This window comes from Dietzia sp. MNB45 (assembly GCF_051994785.1).
Classification (GTDB): Bacteria; Actinomycetota; Actinomycetes; order Mycobacteriales; family Mycobacteriaceae; genus Dietzia; species Dietzia kunjamensis.
In genome coordinates, this window is the sequence record NZ_CP163397.1 from 3,287,301 (window position 1) to 3,305,448 (window position 18,148).

Genomic DNA, 18,148 nt, shown 5'->3' on the forward strand with positions numbered 1-18,148 from the left:
GGACTCCTAGCGCGAGGTGAGCAGGGCCGTGAGCGGCCGCAGCGGCTGCAGCCAGGCACCCTCGTCGGGCAGGTTCTCGAGGCTGACCCGGGGCAGCGGCTCGCGGAACACACCGGGGATGTCCTCGAGGTCGAGGAACGTGATGGTGTCGTGCTGGACGGCCCAGGTGGCGTGCTCGCGGAACCCGATCACCGTGACCGGGATGTCGCGGGCGAGGTCCTCCAGCGGTTCGCGGAACGCCTGACCGTCGGCCGACGCCACCACCACGCCCGCGAGGCGGCCGGAGCCGGCCCGCAGGTCGATGTGCTGGAGCATGTCCTCGTCGACGTCGGAGTCGTCGCTGGTCTTGGGCTTGGCGAACACGGCGAAACCGACGTTGCGCAGCGCCTCGACCCACGGCCGGACGTTGTCCGAGGTGCCCTGGACGATGTTGGTGAAGACCGTCGCCTCGGCCTCGAGGGTGTCCTCGGTCTGCAGGGACAGGTCGGCGGTGTACCCGAGCAGCCAGCGGCCGAGCGCGTCGAAGCGCGGCCGGTAGATCGCGGTGGGGCGGCCGCCCAGGATGGACCCCAGCCCCATGTCGACGTTGGGCGCGTCCCACACCAGGAGCACCACTCCCGGGGCGTCGGGCGTGACCACGTCCGTCGTGTCGTGGTTGCGCATCTCGTCAGGTGGGGTCATCGCGTCCGCCTCGGTCGTCGTCGTTCGGGGGCTGTGGAGAAGGGCGTCAGTTCGTACGACGCCAGAGGAATTCGTTGATCACTCGCTCCTCCTGCAGCCCCTTGCCCTCGAACTTCGTCACGGGTCTGTCAGGACTGAACGGTACGTGCCCGAGGTCGGTCGCGGGGTCCAGCCGTCTCAGCGCGGGCTCGGCGTCGCCGGTCTCGCCGATCCACTCGGCGTAGTCGGCGTGGTCCGTGGCCACGTGCAACACGCCGCCGGGCGCCAGGCGTGAGGCGATGAGCTCGAAGGTGCCGGACTGCAGCAGCCGCCGCTTGTGGTGGCGGGCCTTGGGCCAGGGGTCGGGGAAGAACACGCGGACGCCGGTCAGGCTCGCCGGCGCGATCATGTTGGTGAGCACGTCCACGCCGTCGCCGCGGATCATGCGCACGTTCTCGAGCCCCTCGCGCAGGACCATGCCCAGCAGCTGGGCCAGTCCGGGCTGGTAGACCTCCACGGCGATCAGGTCGACGTCCGGCTCGGCGGCGGCCATCGCGGCGGTCGAGGTCCCGGTCCCGGACCCGATCTCCACGATCAACGGTGCGCGGCGCCCGAACATCTGCTCCGGGTCCACGATCTCGTCGGAGACGTTGCGCCCGTAGGTGGGCCAGTGTTCCTCCCAGTTGCGCTGCTGGCCCGGCCGCAGGGTTCCGCGCCGGAACCGGTAGGCCGTCACCCGGGGGAACAGGCGGGCGCTGTCGTCGGGAGTGGCACCGTCGTCCGGAGTGGCACCGTCGTCCGGGGTCCCGTCAGCCGCCGGGGCGGGGTTCTCGCTCTGGTTCACCCGGCCATCATCCCGTAATCCGTGGTCGGGTTACGAATCCGACCGACGTCCCCGCCCGTGCCGAAGGGCCGCTCGCCGCGCCGCGCGGGTGACCCTGCCTGGGGGAAGGTCTTGCCGCGGGCAGGTCCCCACGTCACGATTATCGCGTGCCGACCGTGACCCACGACACCGAGCCCCAGGCCCCGGTGCGACCCGAGAGCCCGGATCCCGCCGCGCGCGTCCGACGCCTGCTCTCCTCCGCCCGGGAACGCTCCGGACGGTCGGTCGACCCCGCCGTCGGCCCTGTCGTGTACGACCCTGGTGCGTACGGCCCGGTGGAGGAGGCCCTCGCGCGTTTCGACGCGCCCGTCGACATCCGGATCCGCGGCGGCCTGGGGTCGGGGCGCCGCACCCTGGCCGCGGCGCTGCGGGCGCGGCGCGGGTGGCGGGCGCAGGTCGACGACCTCGACGTGCTCGCCGCTCCCGGCGCGCCGGCCACGACGACGCCCGATGTGGAGATCGTGTGCCTGCGCACCGCCCCCTGCCGCCACGAGGAGGCGTGGGTGCGGCGCCCGCGCCGGCACGCCCTGTTGGTGGTGGCCACGGGTGTCGGTGGCGGGGGCGCCGACGGTGGCACCGACGGCGGCGAATCCGACGACGACGAGGTCCCGCCGCGGTGGGCCCGTGGGCTGCCCGCCGTGAACGCGCGCGAGCCGGGGCACCGGTCAGTTGACGGCGTCGTGTCCTTCCTCGAGCGCGCCCTGGACGCCCTGGCGACGGTCCGGGTGGCCCGTCTCGAGGCGGAACTGGAACGCCTCGCGGTCCACGACGAGGTGGGCGACCTCGCGGAGGCCGCCCTCTGCGTCCTCGCGGGATCGGGCCCGTCGTGACCGCCGCACCCGCACCGCTCCGTGACTCTCCGCTCCGTGACTCTCCGCCCCGCGACTCCCCACCCCGTGACCTGACGATCGCGGTCCTGGGCGCACGGGACTCCGCCGCGCCCGCCGTCGCCCGGGCGCTGACCTCGGCCGCGGGCCCGACCGTCGATGGCGGGGCCCGGATCCGTGTGCTCGTCGACGCGGCACCCGAGGACCGTCCGGACGCCGCTGTCCTCGTCGTCGACGCCGTCTGTCCGGTGCGCCCCGACGACGTCGAGGTCGCGCGCGGCGTCGCCTCCCGACTGCCGATGGCGGTCGCCCTGGCCGGGCGCGCCGACCAGTGCACGGCCGAGGGCTTGTCGGAGACGGTCGACGTCACCACCCGGCGACTGGCCGAGGCGGGCGTGACGGCGCCCGTCCACGTGGTCGACGCCAGTCGCCCCGGGGCCCCGGCCGCCCTGCTCGCCGCCGTCGCCGCCCTCGTCTCCAGCGGCCGCCGTCCGCCCACCGCGCGCCCCGGCCCCGGCGGAGCGCCGCCACCGGATCCGGCCGTCGCGACCGTCGACTGGCTCCTCGCCCGTCGCACCGAGGCCATCACCACCCGTTCCCAGGCACTGCGGCAGGACGTCCAGGCGCTGCGCATGCAGGTCGTCCAGGATCTCCACCGATCGGTGCGCGACCTCGGTGGGCGGGCGCGCGAGGAGCTCGCCGCGGCCCCCCGCTCCCGAGTCGACGCGCTGGTCCACCAGCTCGCCGCCGATGCCGACTCCGCGGTGGCGGGCACCATCGCCCGCGCAGACCTCCGCGCCGACGCCCTCGTGGCCCGGCATCTCGGCGCCGCCGCGCCGGCGGGTCCCCGCATCCCCCCGCCCACCAGCGGCATCGCCCCGGGTCGACCGCCGCGCAACACGGGCGAGGAACTGCTCGTCATGATCATGGGCGCCGCCGGCGGGACCGGGGTGGGACGCATGCTGCTGTCCCCGCTCGCCGAGATCCCCGGCGTCGCGGCGGTGGTCATCCCGCTCGCCCTCCTGTGCGGGCTGGTGCTGGGGTGGATCACCGTCACCGTCCGCCGCACGCAGGCGCTGCGCACCCACACCGTCGCGGCCGTGGCCGACAGGCTCGCGGCGCTGCGGGCCGATGCCGAGCAGTCACTCGGCTCGAGGATCCTCGCCGCGGAGGCCACCATCACCGACGGCTTCGCCCACGATCCCGGCCCCCGGGTCGCCGACCTCGAACGCCGCATCCGAGCCACCCGCGCGGGACAGACCGCCCCGCCGGCCCCCACGACAGGGAGTCCCTCATGACCGATCCGCTGTTCGGTGCGGACTCCTTCGATCACCACCCGGCGCCCGACGTGTGCGGCCTCCAGGACGCCCCGCTGGCCGAACCCTCGTCGCTGGGACTGCACGTGCCCGTGGGCGAGGACGTCCTCGACCTCGGCTCCCCCGAGGCGGACCTCGACGGGGACGGCTTCATGGAGGCGGTCACCCTCGGCGACGACCGGGGACTGACCGTGTACACCGACGCCGACGGCGACGGCACCGTCGACCACGTCTCGACCGTGCGGTTCGACGGCAGCTACGACTCGTGGCGGCTGGCGAACCCCGCGGAGGGCGTGCCCTTCGGGGGATTCACGAACGAGGCTCGCGGGGACACGACCGGCGACTTCCCGTCGCCCGCCCGGTGGGAACGCATCGACCACGGCCACATCTGACCGGCGACCTGAGGAATCCCTCATGTCCGGGTGTGCAAAGGGGGCTGCGACTGAGCAGTCGACAACGCTTGACGATACTCTGTGACTAACACCATGCACCACGCGCGAGGAGCTGTGATGACCACCACCACCATTCCCGGCCTCGAGGGTCAGGCACCAACCGATCACGCGGAGTTGCTCGCGTGGATCGCCGAGGTCGCCGAGCTCACCCAGCCGGACCGGGTCGTCTTCGCCGACGGCTCCGACGCTGAGTGGGATCGCCTCACGACCGAGATGGTGGAGGCCGGGACCTTCGTCAAGCTCAACGAGGAGAAGAAGCCGAACTCCTTCCTGGCCCAGTCGGACCCGAAGGACGTCGCCCGCGTCGAGTCGCGGACCTTCATCTGCTCGGAGACCGAGGAGGGCGCCGGCCCCACCAACAACTGGCGCGACCCGGCCGAGATGCGCGAGCACATGACCGGACTGTTCCGCGGCAGCATGCGGGGCCGCACGATGTACGTCGTGCCGTACTGCATGGGCCCGCTGGAGGCGGAGGACCCCAAGCTCGGCATCGAGCTGACCGACTCGGCGTACGTGGTGGTCTCGATGAAGATCATGACCCGCATGGGCTCGGCGGCCCTGGCGAAGATCGGCACGGACGGCGAGTACGTCAAGGGCCTGCACTCCGTGGGTGCCCCGCTCGCCGAGGGCGAGCAGGACGTGCCCTGGCCGTGCAACGAGGAGAAGTACATCACCCACTTCCCCGAGACCCGCGAGATCTGGTCGTTCGGGTCCGGCTACGGCGGAAACGCCCTGCTGGGCAAGAAGTGCTTCGCGCTGCGCATCGCCTCCGCCATGGCCCGCGACGAGGGCTGGATGGCCGAGCACATGCTCATCCTCAAGCTCATCTCTCCCGCCGACGAGGTCCACTTCATCGCCGCGGCCTTCCCGTCCGCCTGCGGCAAGACCAACCTCGCGATGCTGCAGCCCACCATCGAGGGCTGGCGCGCGGAGGTCGTGGGTGACGACATCGCGTGGATGCGCTTCGGCGCCGACGGCCGGCTCTACGCCGTCAACCCGGAGTACGGCTTCTTCGGCGTCGCCCCGGGCACCAACTACTCGTCCAACCCCAACGCCATGAAGACGCTGGAGCCGGGCAACGCCATCTACACCAACGTGGCGCTGACCGACGACGGTGACGTGTGGTGGGAGGACCTCGAGGGCACCCCGGACCACCTCATCGACTGGCTGGGCAACGACTGGACCCCGGAGGGCGACGGCAAGGCCGGCAACGCCGCGCACCCCAACTCGCGCTACTGCGTCCCGATCAACCAGTGCCCGGTCACCGCGCCGGAGTTCAACTCGCCCGAGGGCGTGCCGATCTCGGCCATCCTCTTCGGCGGTCGCCGCGCCGACACGGTCCCGCTGGTCAGCGAGGCCTACTCGTGGAACCACGGCGTGTACATCGGCGCGACCCTGTCCTCCGGGCAGACCGCTGCCGCGGAGGGGCAGGTCGGCGCGGTGCGTCGCGACCCCATGGCCATGCTGCCGTTCGTGGGCTACAACGTCGGCGAGTACTTCCAGCACTGGGTCGACATGGGCGCCCGGGGCGGCGACAAGATGCCCAAGATCTTCCTCGTCAACTGGTTCCGCAAGGGCGCCGACGGCCGCTTCGTGTGGCCCGGCTTCGGCGAGAACAGCCGCGTGCTCAAGTGGGTCGTGGACCGCATCGAGGGTCGCGTGGAGGGCGACGAGACCGCCGCCGGCATCACCGCCCGCGCCGCGGACATCGACATGACCGGCCTGGACACCCCGATCGAGGACGTCGAGGCCGCCCTGGCCGTCGACCCCGAGGAGTGGCGCCGCGAGCTGCCGCTCATCACCGAGTGGCTCGAGTTCTGCGGACCCAAGGTCCCGGCCGAGGTCCACGAGCAGTTCGCCGCCCTCAAGGAGCGGCTCGGCTGACACCTGCACCTGCACGGAAAGACCCACGCGGACGGGCCACACCATTCCCCGGTGTGGCCCGTCCGCCTCTACAATCTGGGCGAAGCCCTGTACTACTGCCCTTGTTGATGTCACAGTTACTGGCTGTGCGGGCAACAGCGTTCCCGCCCGGAAGGAGGGGCATGAGAGCCAGCGTGATCGGCCTCATCGCGCTTCCCATCGTGGCGAGCGGCGTGGCGGCAGCCGCCGTGGCCGGTTTCGGGCTCCCCGCCCCGACGTCCGTTCCTGCCGGGCCGACCGCCACCGCCGGGATCACCGGCGAGTCGACGGACGCGTCCCCGGCCGTCGACGAGGAGTACGCGGGCACCGCCATCGAGGGGATCAAGCCGTTCCTCACGGTGATCGACGGCAGGTCGGCCCTGCCCGTACCGGAGCCGATCCCGTCGTTCCTCTCGCTGTTGACGGTGCCCTCCGTGCCGCTGGCACCGCTTCCCCCGCAGGCCGACGGCCGGGTTGCTCCCGCAGACACCGTCGGTCCGCGCGCCGGGCAGGGCCCGGACCGGGTCCGGGACGACCTCGTGCCCCGCGACCCCACGACGGGCCCCGGTCCCGGCTCCGGGGCGGACGACCAGCCGGTGACCTTCGAACCCCACTCCGAGGGCGGGGCCGATCGAGGCGACACGCCTGACGACCGCGGACCGGGCGGCCGTCCCGCCGTACCGGCGCCCGATGCCGGTCGGCCTCCCGTGTCCGTTCCCGGACCGCCCGCAGCAGGTGGCCCGCTGCCCGGGCCCCCGCCCCATGCCGGAGAGACCGGCCGACCGGCCCATGCCGACGAGACCGGGCCTCCCCCACACGCGGGTCGGTCGCCCGCCGGCGGCGCTCCGGTGCTCGGCCGACCTCCCGTGGGGGACCGTGCCGCGAGCGGGCCGGTGACGACCTCGCAGGGGGCGGGCGCGACAGTGTCCAGCCCGACGGCGGCGAGCCCGACGGTGTCCAGCCCGAGAGTGTCCGGCGACGACCACCCGATGCCGAGGTGAACCCCTCGATACCGACGTCGGCCCCGATCCGTTGGTGGCACTCCGCCCGGCTCCGCATCACCCTCGGCATCACGTTGATCACCGCCGCCGTGTTCGCGGCGATGATGGTGTTCACGTTCCAACTGCTGAACCTCAGCACCGAACGGGTGATGGACTCGCGGCTCAACCGGGAGGCCGCCGACTTCACGACCTTCATGACGGCCGGGATCCTGCCGTCCTTCGAGTCGGAGAACCCCACGGTCGAGCAATTGATCCGGGCATACCTCGCCCAGCAGTACCCGTCCTCGGAGCTGCTGCTGGTCGGGACGGCCACCGAGTCGGGCACCCAGTTCACGCTCTCGCGGTACGGGCCAGAGGAGGACCAGCTCTTCCCTCCGGCGATACGCTCACAGATCCAACGGATCGGCCTGGTCTCCACCGAGAGTTCGGGGATCCTCGACGGCTCGGTGCGGTGGCGCAAGACCACGGTCGAGAGCCCCGCCGGACTGGCCAACATCGTCGTCGCCGTCAATGACCGGGGCACTCACCAGGAGACACGGCGCGTGGTCTTCTACATGCGCTGGGCCAGCGTCGGAGGCATGGTCGTCAGCGCGGTGCTCGCGTGGTGGATCGCCGGGCGGATGCTCGTGCCGGTGCGCCGTATCCGCGAAGCCGCCGAGACCATCTCCGCCGCCGACCTGTCGAGGCGGGTCCCCTCCGACGGGCCCGATGAGATCGTCTCACTCGCCGACACGGTCAACGCCATGCTCGAACGCGTCGAGGAGGCCTACCGGACCCAGCGGGAGTTCCTCGACGATGCCGGGCACGAGCTGCGGACGCCCCTGACCGTCGTGCAGGGCAACCTCGACCTCATGCCCGACGACCCCGACGGGCGTGTCGAGGCCACCCGCCTCATGCAGGACGAGCTGTCGCGGATGACCCGCATCGTGGAGGACCTGCTCACCCTCGCCAGGGCCGACCGTCCCGACTTCCTCCGGACGGTTCCGACCGACGTCGCCGAACTCGTGCTGGACGTCGAGGCGAAGATCGACGTGATCGCCGACCGGGACTGGCGGGTGCTCCCCTACGCCGAGGGCGTGGCCCGACTCGACCAGCACCGCATCACGCAGGCCCTCATGCAGTTCTGCTCCAATGCCGTCCGCTTCACCGGACCCGGCGACACCATCGAGATCGGGTGCCGCATCATCGAGCCGGGGGACCCCACCGTGCCCGACGGGTTCGCGGCGGGGCCCGTCGCCCCGTCGCCCAAGCGGGAGGACTACCGCCGCCGGCTCCTGTGGTGGGTCCGCGACAGCGGACCGGGGATCCCGCCCGGGGAAGAGGAGAGCATCTTCCAGCGTTTCCACACCGCGCGCGGCCAACTGCGCGACGGCCGGGGCGGCACCGGACTCGGCCTGGCCATCGTCTCCACCATCGCCAAGGCGCACGGGGGACGTGCGTTCGCGTTCAACGCCGTGGGCGGGGGCGCGGTGTTCTGCATCGTCGTCCCCCTCATCGCGCCACCACCGGAGAAGCGCCCCCGCGACGACGAGGACGCCGGCCCGGTCGTGCCGGGGGACAGCGGTACGCGCTGATCCTGCGCACCCCTCGAACGAAACCGCGGACACGGTACCGGGCAGCGTCAAAGTGATGTCTCCCCATGGGATACTCCGGGTTCGAGAAGGAGGGTTGCATGACGAATGTTCTCGTCGTGGAGGATGACGATCTCATCCGATCGGTGTTGGTGAAGGCACTCGGCGGCGCGGAGTACACCGCACTCGAGGCCGTGGACGGGGAGAGCGCCCAGGCGATCCTGTCGACGATCTCCGACATCGACCTGATGTTGCTCGACATCGGCCTGCCGGACACCGACGGGCTGACCCTCCTCCGCGAGGCCCGCGACCGCGGGTTCGCCGCACCCGTCATCATCCTCACGGCCCGCGACAGTGTGGCGAACACCGTCGAGGGGCTGGAGTCCGGCGCGAACGACTACATGGTCAAGCCCTTCCGCGTGCCCGAGTTGCTCGCCCGCATCCGTCTGCGGCTGCGCGAGCACGAGGCCACCGAGGACCCGGGCATCCTCGAGCACGCGGGCATGCGCCTGGACATCCGCACCCGCCGCGTCGAGGTGGACGGCCGGATCCAGGAGCTGACCAACCGCGAGTACTCGCTCCTCGAGATGCTGCTGCGCAACAAGGGCGAGACCATCAGTCGCGAGCAGCTGCTCGAGAGCGTGTGGGGCATGGACTTCGACCCGGGCTCCAACATCGTCAACGTCTACATCCGTTCCCTGCGCCGCAAGATCGGCGAGAACAAGGTGCAGACCGTCCGCGGCGTCGGTTACCGCGTGGAGTGACGCCCGGCCGGTCGGCGCCGCGCCGACGCGTCCGATGTGTGAAGACCCCCGGCCGAGGCCGGGGGTCTTCACATCTGTCGAGGTCTCAGCCCTCGCCGGGCTCCCACCCGAACGGCATGAGCACACTCTGCAGCTCGCAGAAGGCCTCGAGCCCCTCGGGGCCGTTCTCGCGACCCAGGCCCGAGTTCTTGAACCCGCCGAAGGGCGCGCTCGGGTCGAAGGCGTACCAGTTGATGCCCATCGTGCCGGTGCGCACCCGCTGGGCCACGGCGAGCGCAGCGTCCGGGTCTGCGGAGTACACGGCCCCGGCCAGGCCGTACTCGGAGTCGTTGGCGATCTGCACTGCCTCGTCGACCGTGTCGTAGGCGATGACCTGCAGGACCGGCCCGAAGATCTCCTCCTGGGCGATGGTCATGGAGTTGTCGACGTCCCGGAAGACGGTCGGCTGCACGTAGGCGCCCTCGGCGACACCCTCGGGCAGTCCCTCGACCGTGCCGCCCCCGTAGGCGATGGTCGCGCCCTCCTCGACCCCCTTGCGGATGTAGCCCTCGACGGACGCCTTCTGCTTGTGGTTGGCCAGCGGGCCGAAGGCGGTGCCGTCGTCGGCCGGGTCACCCACGGGCATGGCCTTGACGTTCTCCACCAGCGCCTCGACGACCTCGTCGTACCTCGACCGCGGCGCGAGGATGCGGTTCTGGGACACGCACGCCTGCCCGGAGTTCATCAGGGCGGAGAAGACCATGGTGCCGGCGTGGGCGGCGATGTCGGCGTCCTCGAGCACGATGGCGGCGCTCTTGCCCCCCAGCTCCAGCGAGCAGCGCGTGAGGCTCTGGGCGGCGATCCCGGCGATGTGCTTGCCGACCCCGGTGGAGCCGGTGAACGAGATCTTGTCGACGTCCGCGTGCGAGACCAGGTGGTCGCCCACGGAGCTGGGGCCGGTCACCACGGACAGCACGCCCTCGGGCAGCCCGGCCTCACGGAACAGGTCGGCCAGCCACAGCGCGGACAGCGGCGTGGCCGACGACGGCTTGAGGATCACCGAACTGCCGGACAGCAACGCGGGCGCCAGCTTGGCGGTGTTGAGGTAGAGCGGGACGTTCCACGCGGTGATGGCGGCGACGACGCCGACGGGGTGGCGGGTGATGACCGACGCGCCGAAGTCCCCGTGCCGCACCTCGGACCACGGGAAGGTCTCGGCCAGGCGGGCGTAGTACCGCAGCACACCCAGGGTCGGCGTCACCTGGATCATGGCGGCGGTGCCGGGCGGGGTGCCCATCTCGTCGGAGAGGATCTGGCACACCTCGGCCTGACGCTCCTCGAGCATGTCGGCCACACGGGCCAGCAGGGCGCCGCGCTCGGCGGGCGGGGTGGAGCGCCACACGCCGGACTCGAACGAGTCGCGCGCCTGGCTGATCATCTCGTCCAGGTCCTCGGTGGTGGTCTCGGCGACCCGACCCACGACCGCATTGGTGGCGGGCGAGGTCACCTCGAGGACGCCGGTGGTGATGGGATCGGTCCAGCGGGTGCCGGAGAAGAGCTTGTCATGGACGACGACCACGGGGACCTCCGAGAGGTAGAAAACAAGAACGTGTTCCACCTCACTGTAGCGAGTCCACGGCGCCCCGTGGGGCAGCTACTCGGCCCGCATCACCAGCACGAGGTTGGACACCAGGACCTCCCTGACCAGCGGCACGCGCACCAGCCACCACGCCCACCGTGGGTGGTAGCGCGGGAACGCCGCGACCAGTTCGGCCGATCCGGTGTCGCGTGCCCAGTCGAGCCCCTCGGCGCAGCCCACCTCGAACAGGGACTCGCCGTAGACGTTCTTGGGCGGCCGGCCGTGGCGACGCTCGTACATCCGCCGCGCCCGCTCGCCACCGAGGTAGTGGGTGGGTCCCATCTCGTGGCCGCCGAAGGGTCCGTACCAGAGCGTGTAGGAGACGACGACGAGGCCGCCCGGTCGCGTGACCCGGCACATCTCCTCGGCCATCGTCCAGGGCTCGGGGACGTGTTCGGCCACATTGGAGGAGATGCACACGTCGACGCAGTCCGATCGGATCGGCAGCGACATCCCGCTGCCGCGGATCGAGCCCGCCTGGTCCAGGCCCGCCGCCGACATCTCCCCCACGTCCGGTTCGACGGACACGTACCGCGCCCCCTCGGCGGCGTAGGCGTCGGAGAAGTAACCCGGCCCGCCGCCGACGTCCAGCACCGTCAGCCCCGGGAGGCGGCCGGTGTCGGACCCGGGGCCCCGCCCGGCCGGCCGGTCACCGGCGCGCTCCCACAGGTCCGCCACCAGTTCGACGGTGTCGCGGGCCAGACCGGAGTAGAAGACGTCCGGGTCGGACTGCTCGAGCGGGAACGAACGCAGCAATCCGAGCGACCGACCGAGGGTGGCGCGGCGGGCCACCGAGCGCAGGGCGGGCGAGCGGTGGACGGGATCGGTGATCACGGCGGTGACGATACCGGCGGCAGCGTTGACCACCCCGTCGGCGGTCCCGACGCCCGCGTACAGTGTCCGCGTGGCTCGTATCCTGCTGCTGTGCTGGCGTGACAGCACCCATCCCCAGGGCGGTGGCAGCGAACGCTACCTCGAGCACGTCGCGGACGGCCTCGCCGGCGCCGGGCACACCGTCGTCTACCGGACCTCGCGCTCACCGGGTGCGGCCCGCTCCGCCACCACCGGGGCCGGGGTGCGGTTCAGCCGGGCCGGCGGCCGGTTCACCGTCTATCCCCGCGCGCTGCTGGCGATCCTGTTCGGCAGGATCGGGCTGGGGCCCCTCGGTGTCCTGAGGCAGCCCGACGTCGTCGTCGACACCCAGAACGGCGTCCCCTTCTTCTCCCGCCTGGCCACCACCGCGCCCGTCGTGGTGCTGGTCCACCACATCCACCGTGAGCAGTGGCCGGTGGCCGGGTGGCTGGTCGCGCGGATCGGCTGGTGGATCGAGTCGTGGCTGTCCCCGCGCGTGCACTCGCGCAGTCAGTACGTGACCGTGTCGCTCCCCTCGGCGGACGAGCTCGCCGGGCTCGGCGTGGACCCCGCGCGCATCGCCGTGGTGCGCAACGGACTCGACCCGCTCCCGGAGGACGTCGAGCCGGGCGAGCCGGCCGCGCGCGAGGAACCCAGCCCTGACACCGGCACCGCCGCCCCGGGGCTGGTCGTGCTGTCCCGGCTGGTGCCGCACAAGCACGTCGAGGACGCCCTCGACGTGGTCGCCACCCTGCGCGCGAGCAGGCCCGGCCTGGTGCTGGACGTCATCGGCAGCGGCTGGTGGTCCGACCGACTGCGTGAGTACGCCGCCGAGCGCGGGCTCGTCGACCCGGACAGCCCGGACACCGGCGCGGTCCGGTTCCACGGGCACGTCGACGAGTCCACCAAGCACCGCATCCTCGCCGGGGCCACACTGCACCTCATGCCCTCCCGCAAGGAGGGCTGGGGCCTGGCGGTGTCCGAGGCCGCGCAGCACGGGGTGCCCACCGTCGGCTACCACCACGCCGCGGGACTACGGGACTCGATCGACGACGGCGAGACGGGCCTCCTCGTGGACGATGTCGCGGCCATGACCCTGGCCACCGATCGCCTCCTGGCGGACCCCGACCTGCGGGGACGCATGGGTGAGGCCGCCCGCCGCAAGGCTGCGGGACTGTCCTGGCCCGCCACCGGAGCGGCGATGGCGCAGGTCCTCCGGGCGGTCACCGAGGGCCGGCGCGTGAGCGGTGTGATCAGCGGCCGGGCCGGCTGACCGGACCTCCCGCGGCGTACGCGTCCCGGCGCGCCGTGGTGGTCGCGGTGGAGACGCTGGCAACGGCCACGGCGAGGGCGAGCGTGAGCAGCCACAGCGCGTGCGCCGCCAGCACCCATCCGCGGGCCGACGCCGGAGCCGCGGGCTCGGCGGTGGCCTCCCATCGGGCATCCGCCCCACCCGGCCCGTTCGGCGCGGCCAGCTCGTGCAGGACGAGTTCGGAGCCGGTGAACCTCGTCGTCGTCGACTCCGGCGGTGTCCCGGCCAGCGTCCGCGCCGCCCGCCCGCGCGGGCCGGCGGACGTGCGCTCGTCGAGCACCCACCGCACCCCCAGTCCGGCCAGGACGCTCGGGTCGTCCCCTCGCAGCAGCGCCGCGGTGGCCCGCCTCGCGCGATCACCCTCGCCCGGCACCGCGGCCGCGTCGTCGCCGGCCGCCCCGCCGACGACCAGGTCTCCGGGCACCAGCACGCGGGTGTCGAGCAGTCGGGGCGCCGGATCGAGCACCGCCGCGCCGCCCGCCCACAACGGCGTCGAGCGGAAGGACCCCGCCGGCAGGACCAGCAGGTCACCGGGCCTCCCGTCGACGATCCGCGCCACCTGCTCCCAGTCCTGGCCGTAGGTGACCGGCCGCAGCTGGTCCCACAGGGCGCGCGGGGCGTCGGGGACGGCGGCGACGGCCACCGCCGTGAGCAGCAGGCCCGCCCCGGCCGGTCGAATTCGCCCGGCCAGCTCGCGGGCGGCGAAGGCCAGCGCCAGCACGGTCGCCGGGAGCGCCAGTGCGACGAACTTCTGGGTGTCGCGCAGCAGACCCGCGCCGGGGACCGCGGCGACGACGGTCTCCAGCGCGGCCAGGCCCGGCCCCGTCGCGGCAGCCGCCACCAGCAGCCACGTCCCGACCGCCAGCGGTACCGTCGCCCGCACCACCGGATCGCGGCGCGCCCGCCACACCCCGCGCGCCGCCACCGCCCACACGACGAGCAGCAGCACGAGCGCCACGGCCGCCCACCACGTTGACCGCGACGGCGGCACCGCCTCCGAGTTCCAGATTCCGCCCAGGGCGACCACGGACCCGAAGGTGCCGATGCCGGGCTCGGCGCGGGCGGCGAACGCGCTCACGCCCGTGCCGGCGGTCGGCGCGGTGCCGGTCCCGGCCGGGGCGAGTGCGGTCGCGAGCAGCCACGGCAGCGCGGTGACCACGGCCGTGGCGACCAACGCCAGCGCTGCACAGACGCGCCGGCCCGGCCGCGCGGCGGGACCCGCACTATCACCGGCACTGTCACCGCCACCCGCACCGCCGCTGACCAGGGACACCGCCGCGGCGACGACCGCGAGGACCCAGCCCGTCGGCGTGAGCCCCGCCGCGGCCAGCGCCGCGCACGCCGCCGCCACCCGGCGCCGACCGGGCGCGCCACCGAGGGCGCCGGAGGAGGCCAACAACACCGGCATCGACATCACCGCCGCCGTCCCGGCCAGCACGGACCAGTGCCCCTGCAGCAGCCGCTCCACCACGAACGGGTTCCACACCGCCCCCACCACGGCGGGCAGGCGCAGCCAGAGCCCGGACAGCCCCGCGGCCGCGTCGCCGGGCAGGACCCGGCGCACCAGCGCCCCCGCCGCCACCGCCAACCAGATGCAGAACACGGCGGTGAGAACGCCGGTCAGCGGCCACACCGGCAACCCCACCGCCTGCAGCGCGCGGGTCGCCCACACCACCGCCACGTCCTGGGGCACCGCCCGCGCCGCCGACTCCCCCAGCCCGAGCGCGGCGTCCGACAGGGGCGGTGTCGGCGTGGCCACCCAGTCCCTGAGCAGGGGGAACCCGGGCCGCGCCACCCCCGCCAGCAGCAGGGCGGTCACCACCGCCCCCACGGCCGCGTCCACCGCAGCGTCCCTCCCGGTGGATCGCAAGGTCACGCGACGGGGACCGACAGCGGACGACATGCGCTCATTCCACCACGCCCGCGCGCGGGGCCGGCCGCCACCGCGCGGCCGCGCCACCGGCGGCCAGCCACCGGGCCACCGCGGCTGCCCCCTACGATTCCCGGTGTGGACCATCAGGCGCGCGAGGCGGCACCCGGCACCGCCACCAGGCGCTTCCTGACCGGCGCGGGGGCGGTGACGGCCGGGTCGATGCTGGCCAACATCGCCGCCTACCTGCTGCATCTACCGGCCTCCCGGTGGCTGGGGCCCGAGGGCTACGGCGCCTTCGCCGCCCTGCTGTCCGCGCAGCTGCTGGTCGCCGTTCCGTCACTGGCGTTGCAGGCGGTCGTTGCCCGCGACCACGTGCGCGGAGTACCGGACGGGGTCCTGCGCTCGCTCGGCAGACGGGTCGCGCTCCTGGTCGCGGTGGTCGCCGCACTGGCGGTCGTCCCGGTGTCGCTGCTGCTGGACACCCCCGTCCTGGCCACCGCCGCCGCGCTGGCCCCCGGCCCGGTGCTCTGTCTGCTCACCACCGAGCAGGGCGTGCTGCAGGGCGCCGAACGGTTCCGCGCCCTCGGAGGAGTGCTCGCCCTGGCCGGCGCCGGCAAGGTGGTGCCGGCCGTCGCGGTCCTCGCCGCGGGCGGGGGCGTGGGGCTCGCGCTCGCGGCCGGGGCCGTCGGCGTGACGGTGGCCTGGCTGGTGGCGGGGTGGATCTCGACACTCGGGCCAGGGGCGTGGCGACCGCCGACCGGGACCTCCTCGACCTCACCCGGCGTCGCGGCGGTGCTCGCGGCCGGTCAGGTGCAGCTCGTGATGATGGCCCTGACCTCCGTCGACCTGCTCCTCGCACGTGCCCTGCTGTCCCCGGGGGACGCCGGCCGCTACGCGCTCGGGGCGGTCGCCGCCAAGGCCGCGTTCTGGCTGCCCCAGGCCGTGGGCACCGTCCTCTACCCGCGGATGGCCGATCCGGCCGGGCACCGGGGCGCGGTCCGTTCCGCGGTGGGCGTCCTGCTGGGCATCGGTGCCGTCGTGGTGATCGGTGCCGCCGCGGCCGCCCCGCTCGTGCCGGTGGTCGTCGGCGAGGCCTACCGGCCCGTGGCCGGACTGCTGTGGGCGTTCGCCGCCCTGGGCGTGACACTGAGCGTGCTGCAGGCGTTCCTGCTGGCGAGCATCGCCTCCGACCGGACGGTGGAGGCCGCGATCGCCTGGTGCGGGCTGGTGCTCACCGCCGTCGCCGTGTGGCTCGCGCCCCGCGGTGTCGAGGGCGTCCTGGGCGCCGCACTCGTCACGGTCGCCCTCACCACGGTCGCCGCAGGCTGGCGGGCGCTGCGCGTGCGCCCCGCCTGAGGCGAGGGCGCCGAGCGGGCCGCGCCCTCGAGCCGAGCCACGTCGCCTATCCGTTGGCGACTCACCTACCGGATCCGCTAGGTGGCGCGTGATCCGATAGGCGAAGCGGCTGGCGAAGCGGCTGGCGGAGCGGGATCGTCGAGGCCGGCCGCGGGTTCGCAGCGCCCGATCCGAGGGACAGATCGCGGGAGCCGGGCGGCTGGTGTCCCCGACGGTCGCGCGGCGGTCGCGGTCGCGGTCGGCTGCGCGGCGGCTGCGCGGCGGTCGCGGGTCCGTCACCCAACGAGAAGAGCGTTCCGCACACTCCCACTCGGGTGATGTGTGCGGAACGCTCTTGTCGATGCTCCGGGTGCGGCCCCCGCTCCGGATAGGGCGAGCGGCCGCGGGGTCTGACAGGTCAGGCGCGGGTCCGGGTGGTCCGTCCGCCGGTGCCGCCGCGGCTCCCGCGCAGGCCCAGCACGATGCCACCGATCAGCGAGAGCAGGCCGAGGATGCCCAGCACCGCCGGGACGATACGACCGAACGTGTTGAGCGTGTCCGCGCTGTCCTGCGCCGCGGCCAGAGTGCTCTCCTGGGTCTCGTCGTTCCATCCGGACTGGAAGCGGACGGCCGTGCGGGTCGGCTCGGCTTTCTCCTCCTCCAGGCGGGCCTTGTCGGAGAAGAAGGCGTCGGCCTCGGCCTGGTCCTCGGCGAAGAACTGGAAGATGTCCTCCTTGCCGTTGATGATCTGGCCGGTGGCCGGGTTCACGTACACCGTGCGGGTGTTGGTGTAGAAGCGTCGCATGTCGACCGGGCGGTCGGGGTCACCCTCGAGGCCCCACTGGCCGGCGGTCATGCCCTCGCGGCGGTAGCTGGCGAGGATCGACTCGACGGCGGGGTCGTAGCCGTCGGAGATCGAGGCGAAGTGGTCGCGGATCGAGGACCACATGTCGATCGGGCCGAGCTCCTGGGTGAACTCGTAGGCCTCGATCCCACCGACGGACGTCTCGCCGACGAACTCGATCGGGTTGGTGGTGAAGGTGCTGGCGTCGAAGTAGTCGTAGGCCCGCTGCTCGGTGTCGAACGGGAACTTGTACTGCAGCCCTTCGCGGACGAAACCCGTGGGGGCGGTGTCGTCGGCGCCGCCCGCGACGACCTGCAGGGTGCTGGTGGCCTCGTCGACCGGCTGCGCCGTGACGCGGTCCAGCGTGATGCGGTCGATTGTGGCGTTGATCAGCGCCTCGACCTCGTCGCCGCCCGCGATGTCCTCGCGCAGCAGCGACTGGGCAGCCTGCAGGGTGATGACGTCGGCGTCCGACGGCTCGACGGCCATCACCCGACGCTGCGAGTACAGGGGGATGTCGTTGTCGATGAAGCACGAGACGGGGAACTGCACCTCGGAGTCGTCGGCCTCGGCGCCGTCCTGGGTCTCGACCGCCTCACCCTCGGGCGCGTCGCCCTCTCCCTCGTCCCCGGCCGCGGCCTCGGCCCCGTCCTCGGGACGGCACTCGGGCCGGTCCGCGTTGAGCTCGGTGGGCGCGTTGCCCGCCAGTGCCCTGCCCACGAGGACCGCCCCCGGCGCGACCTCGGTGACGGTTGTCGAGTTGATGTCCAGCGGGGTCTTCTTCTGCGCCGGCACCACGAAGAACACGAGCGCCAGTGCGATAGTGATCAAGAATGCGCCGAGCCCGACGAGGACCAGCGCGGGCACTGACGACCTCCGTCCCGCGGAACTGCTCTGTCGTGCCATCGGTTGTCCTCCTGGAGTCGCGCCCTCGGTCC

General features: G+C 73.1%; 15 protein-coding genes. 9 read left to right on the top strand and 6 right to left on the bottom strand.

What is annotated here, in order from left to right:
* Positions 1-6: 6 nt before the first annotated feature.
* Both AB5G72_RS15740 and trmB read right to left on the bottom strand, forming a co-directional pair.
* A complete protein-coding gene (locus AB5G72_RS15740; RefSeq protein WP_440220356.1) occupies positions 7-681 on the bottom strand; it encodes an NYN domain-containing protein in 675 nt (224 codons plus the stop codon).
* A gap of 46 nt (positions 682-727) precedes the next feature.
* On the bottom strand, positions 728-1,504 hold the full coding sequence (gene trmB / locus AB5G72_RS15745) for a tRNA (guanosine(46)-N7)-methyltransferase TrmB (protein WP_440220357.1): 777 nt from the start codon (positions 1,502-1,504) through the stop codon (positions 728-730).
* A 146-nt stretch (positions 1,505-1,650) separates the two neighbouring features.
* On the opposite strand from trmB, the gene AB5G72_RS15750 reads away from it, so the two are divergent.
* The 7 genes from AB5G72_RS15750 (at position 1,651) to AB5G72_RS15780 (ending at position 9,376) form a co-directional block, all read left to right on the top strand.
* Positions 1,651-2,373, top strand: a complete 723-nt coding sequence (locus AB5G72_RS15750; protein WP_440220358.1) for a hypothetical protein — start codon at positions 1,651-1,653, stop codon at positions 2,371-2,373.
* Positions 2,370-3,668: a hypothetical protein gene (locus AB5G72_RS15755; protein ID WP_440220359.1), complete on the top strand. Its 1,299-nt coding sequence runs from the start codon at positions 2,370-2,372 to the stop codon at positions 3,666-3,668. Before AB5G72_RS15750 ends, AB5G72_RS15755 begins: the two co-directional genes overlap by 4 nt.
* Positions 3,665-4,078 (top strand): DUF6802 family protein, encoded by a 414-nt coding sequence (locus AB5G72_RS15760; protein WP_069389409.1) that lies wholly within the window; start codon positions 3,665-3,667, stop codon positions 4,076-4,078. Before AB5G72_RS15755 ends, AB5G72_RS15760 begins: the two co-directional genes overlap by 4 nt.
* Before the next feature lie 117 nt (positions 4,079-4,195).
* Positions 4,196-6,022, top strand: a complete 1,827-nt coding sequence (locus AB5G72_RS15765; RefSeq protein WP_067715963.1) for a phosphoenolpyruvate carboxykinase (GTP) — start codon at positions 4,196-4,198, stop codon at positions 6,020-6,022.
* Between the two features lie 161 nt (positions 6,023-6,183).
* Positions 6,184-7,041, top strand: a complete 858-nt coding sequence (locus AB5G72_RS15770; protein WP_440220360.1) for a hypothetical protein — start codon at positions 6,184-6,186, stop codon at positions 7,039-7,041.
* Positions 7,038-8,615, top strand: coding sequence for a sensor histidine kinase (locus AB5G72_RS15775; RefSeq protein WP_440220361.1), 1,578 nt, complete (start codon positions 7,038-7,040; stop codon positions 8,613-8,615). The genes AB5G72_RS15770 and AB5G72_RS15775 overlap by 4 nt, the downstream gene beginning before the upstream one ends.
* Positions 8,616-8,713: 98 nt before the next feature.
* Positions 8,714-9,376 (top strand): response regulator transcription factor, encoded by a 663-nt coding sequence (locus tag AB5G72_RS15780; RefSeq protein ID WP_067715955.1) that lies wholly within the window; start codon positions 8,714-8,716, stop codon positions 9,374-9,376.
* 85 nt (positions 9,377-9,461) lie between these two features.
* On the opposite strand, the gene AB5G72_RS15785 is transcribed toward AB5G72_RS15780, so the two are convergent.
* A complete protein-coding gene (locus tag AB5G72_RS15785) occupies positions 9,462-10,934 on the bottom strand; it encodes an aldehyde dehydrogenase family protein (RefSeq protein ID WP_182634926.1) in 1,473 nt (490 codons plus the stop codon).
* 75 nt (positions 10,935-11,009) lie between these two features.
* The gene (locus AB5G72_RS15790) at positions 11,010-11,828 is read right to left on the bottom strand and encodes a class I SAM-dependent methyltransferase (protein WP_440220362.1); all 819 of its coding nucleotides are present in this window, start codon (positions 11,826-11,828) and stop codon (positions 11,010-11,012) included.
* Between the two features lie 70 nt (positions 11,829-11,898).
* On the opposite strand from AB5G72_RS15790, the gene AB5G72_RS15795 reads away from it, so the two are divergent.
* On the top strand, positions 11,899-13,119 hold the full coding sequence (locus AB5G72_RS15795) for a glycosyltransferase family 4 protein (RefSeq protein WP_440220363.1): 1,221 nt from the start codon (positions 11,899-11,901) through the stop codon (positions 13,117-13,119).
* Here the strand turns inward: AB5G72_RS15795 and AB5G72_RS15800 are convergent.
* Positions 13,100-15,001: a hypothetical protein gene (locus AB5G72_RS15800; RefSeq protein WP_440220364.1), complete on the bottom strand. Its 1,902-nt coding sequence runs from the start codon at positions 14,999-15,001 to the stop codon at positions 13,100-13,102. The genes AB5G72_RS15795 and AB5G72_RS15800 overlap by 20 nt on opposite strands.
* A 165-nt stretch (positions 15,002-15,166) precedes the next feature.
* Here AB5G72_RS15800 and AB5G72_RS15805 point away from each other — a divergent pair, with 165 nt between their 5' ends.
* Complete coding sequence (locus tag AB5G72_RS15805) at positions 15,167-16,387, top strand: polysaccharide biosynthesis protein (RefSeq protein ID WP_120282779.1); 1,221 nt, start codon at positions 15,167-15,169, stop codon at positions 16,385-16,387.
* A gap of 397 nt (positions 16,388-16,784) precedes the next feature.
* Here the strand turns inward: AB5G72_RS15805 and AB5G72_RS15810 are convergent, their stop codons facing one another.
* Positions 16,785-18,116 (bottom strand): DUF3068 domain-containing protein, encoded by a 1,332-nt coding sequence (locus AB5G72_RS15810; RefSeq protein ID WP_163376232.1) that lies wholly within the window; start codon positions 18,114-18,116, stop codon positions 16,785-16,787.
* Between the last annotated feature and the right edge of the window lie 32 nt (positions 18,117-18,148).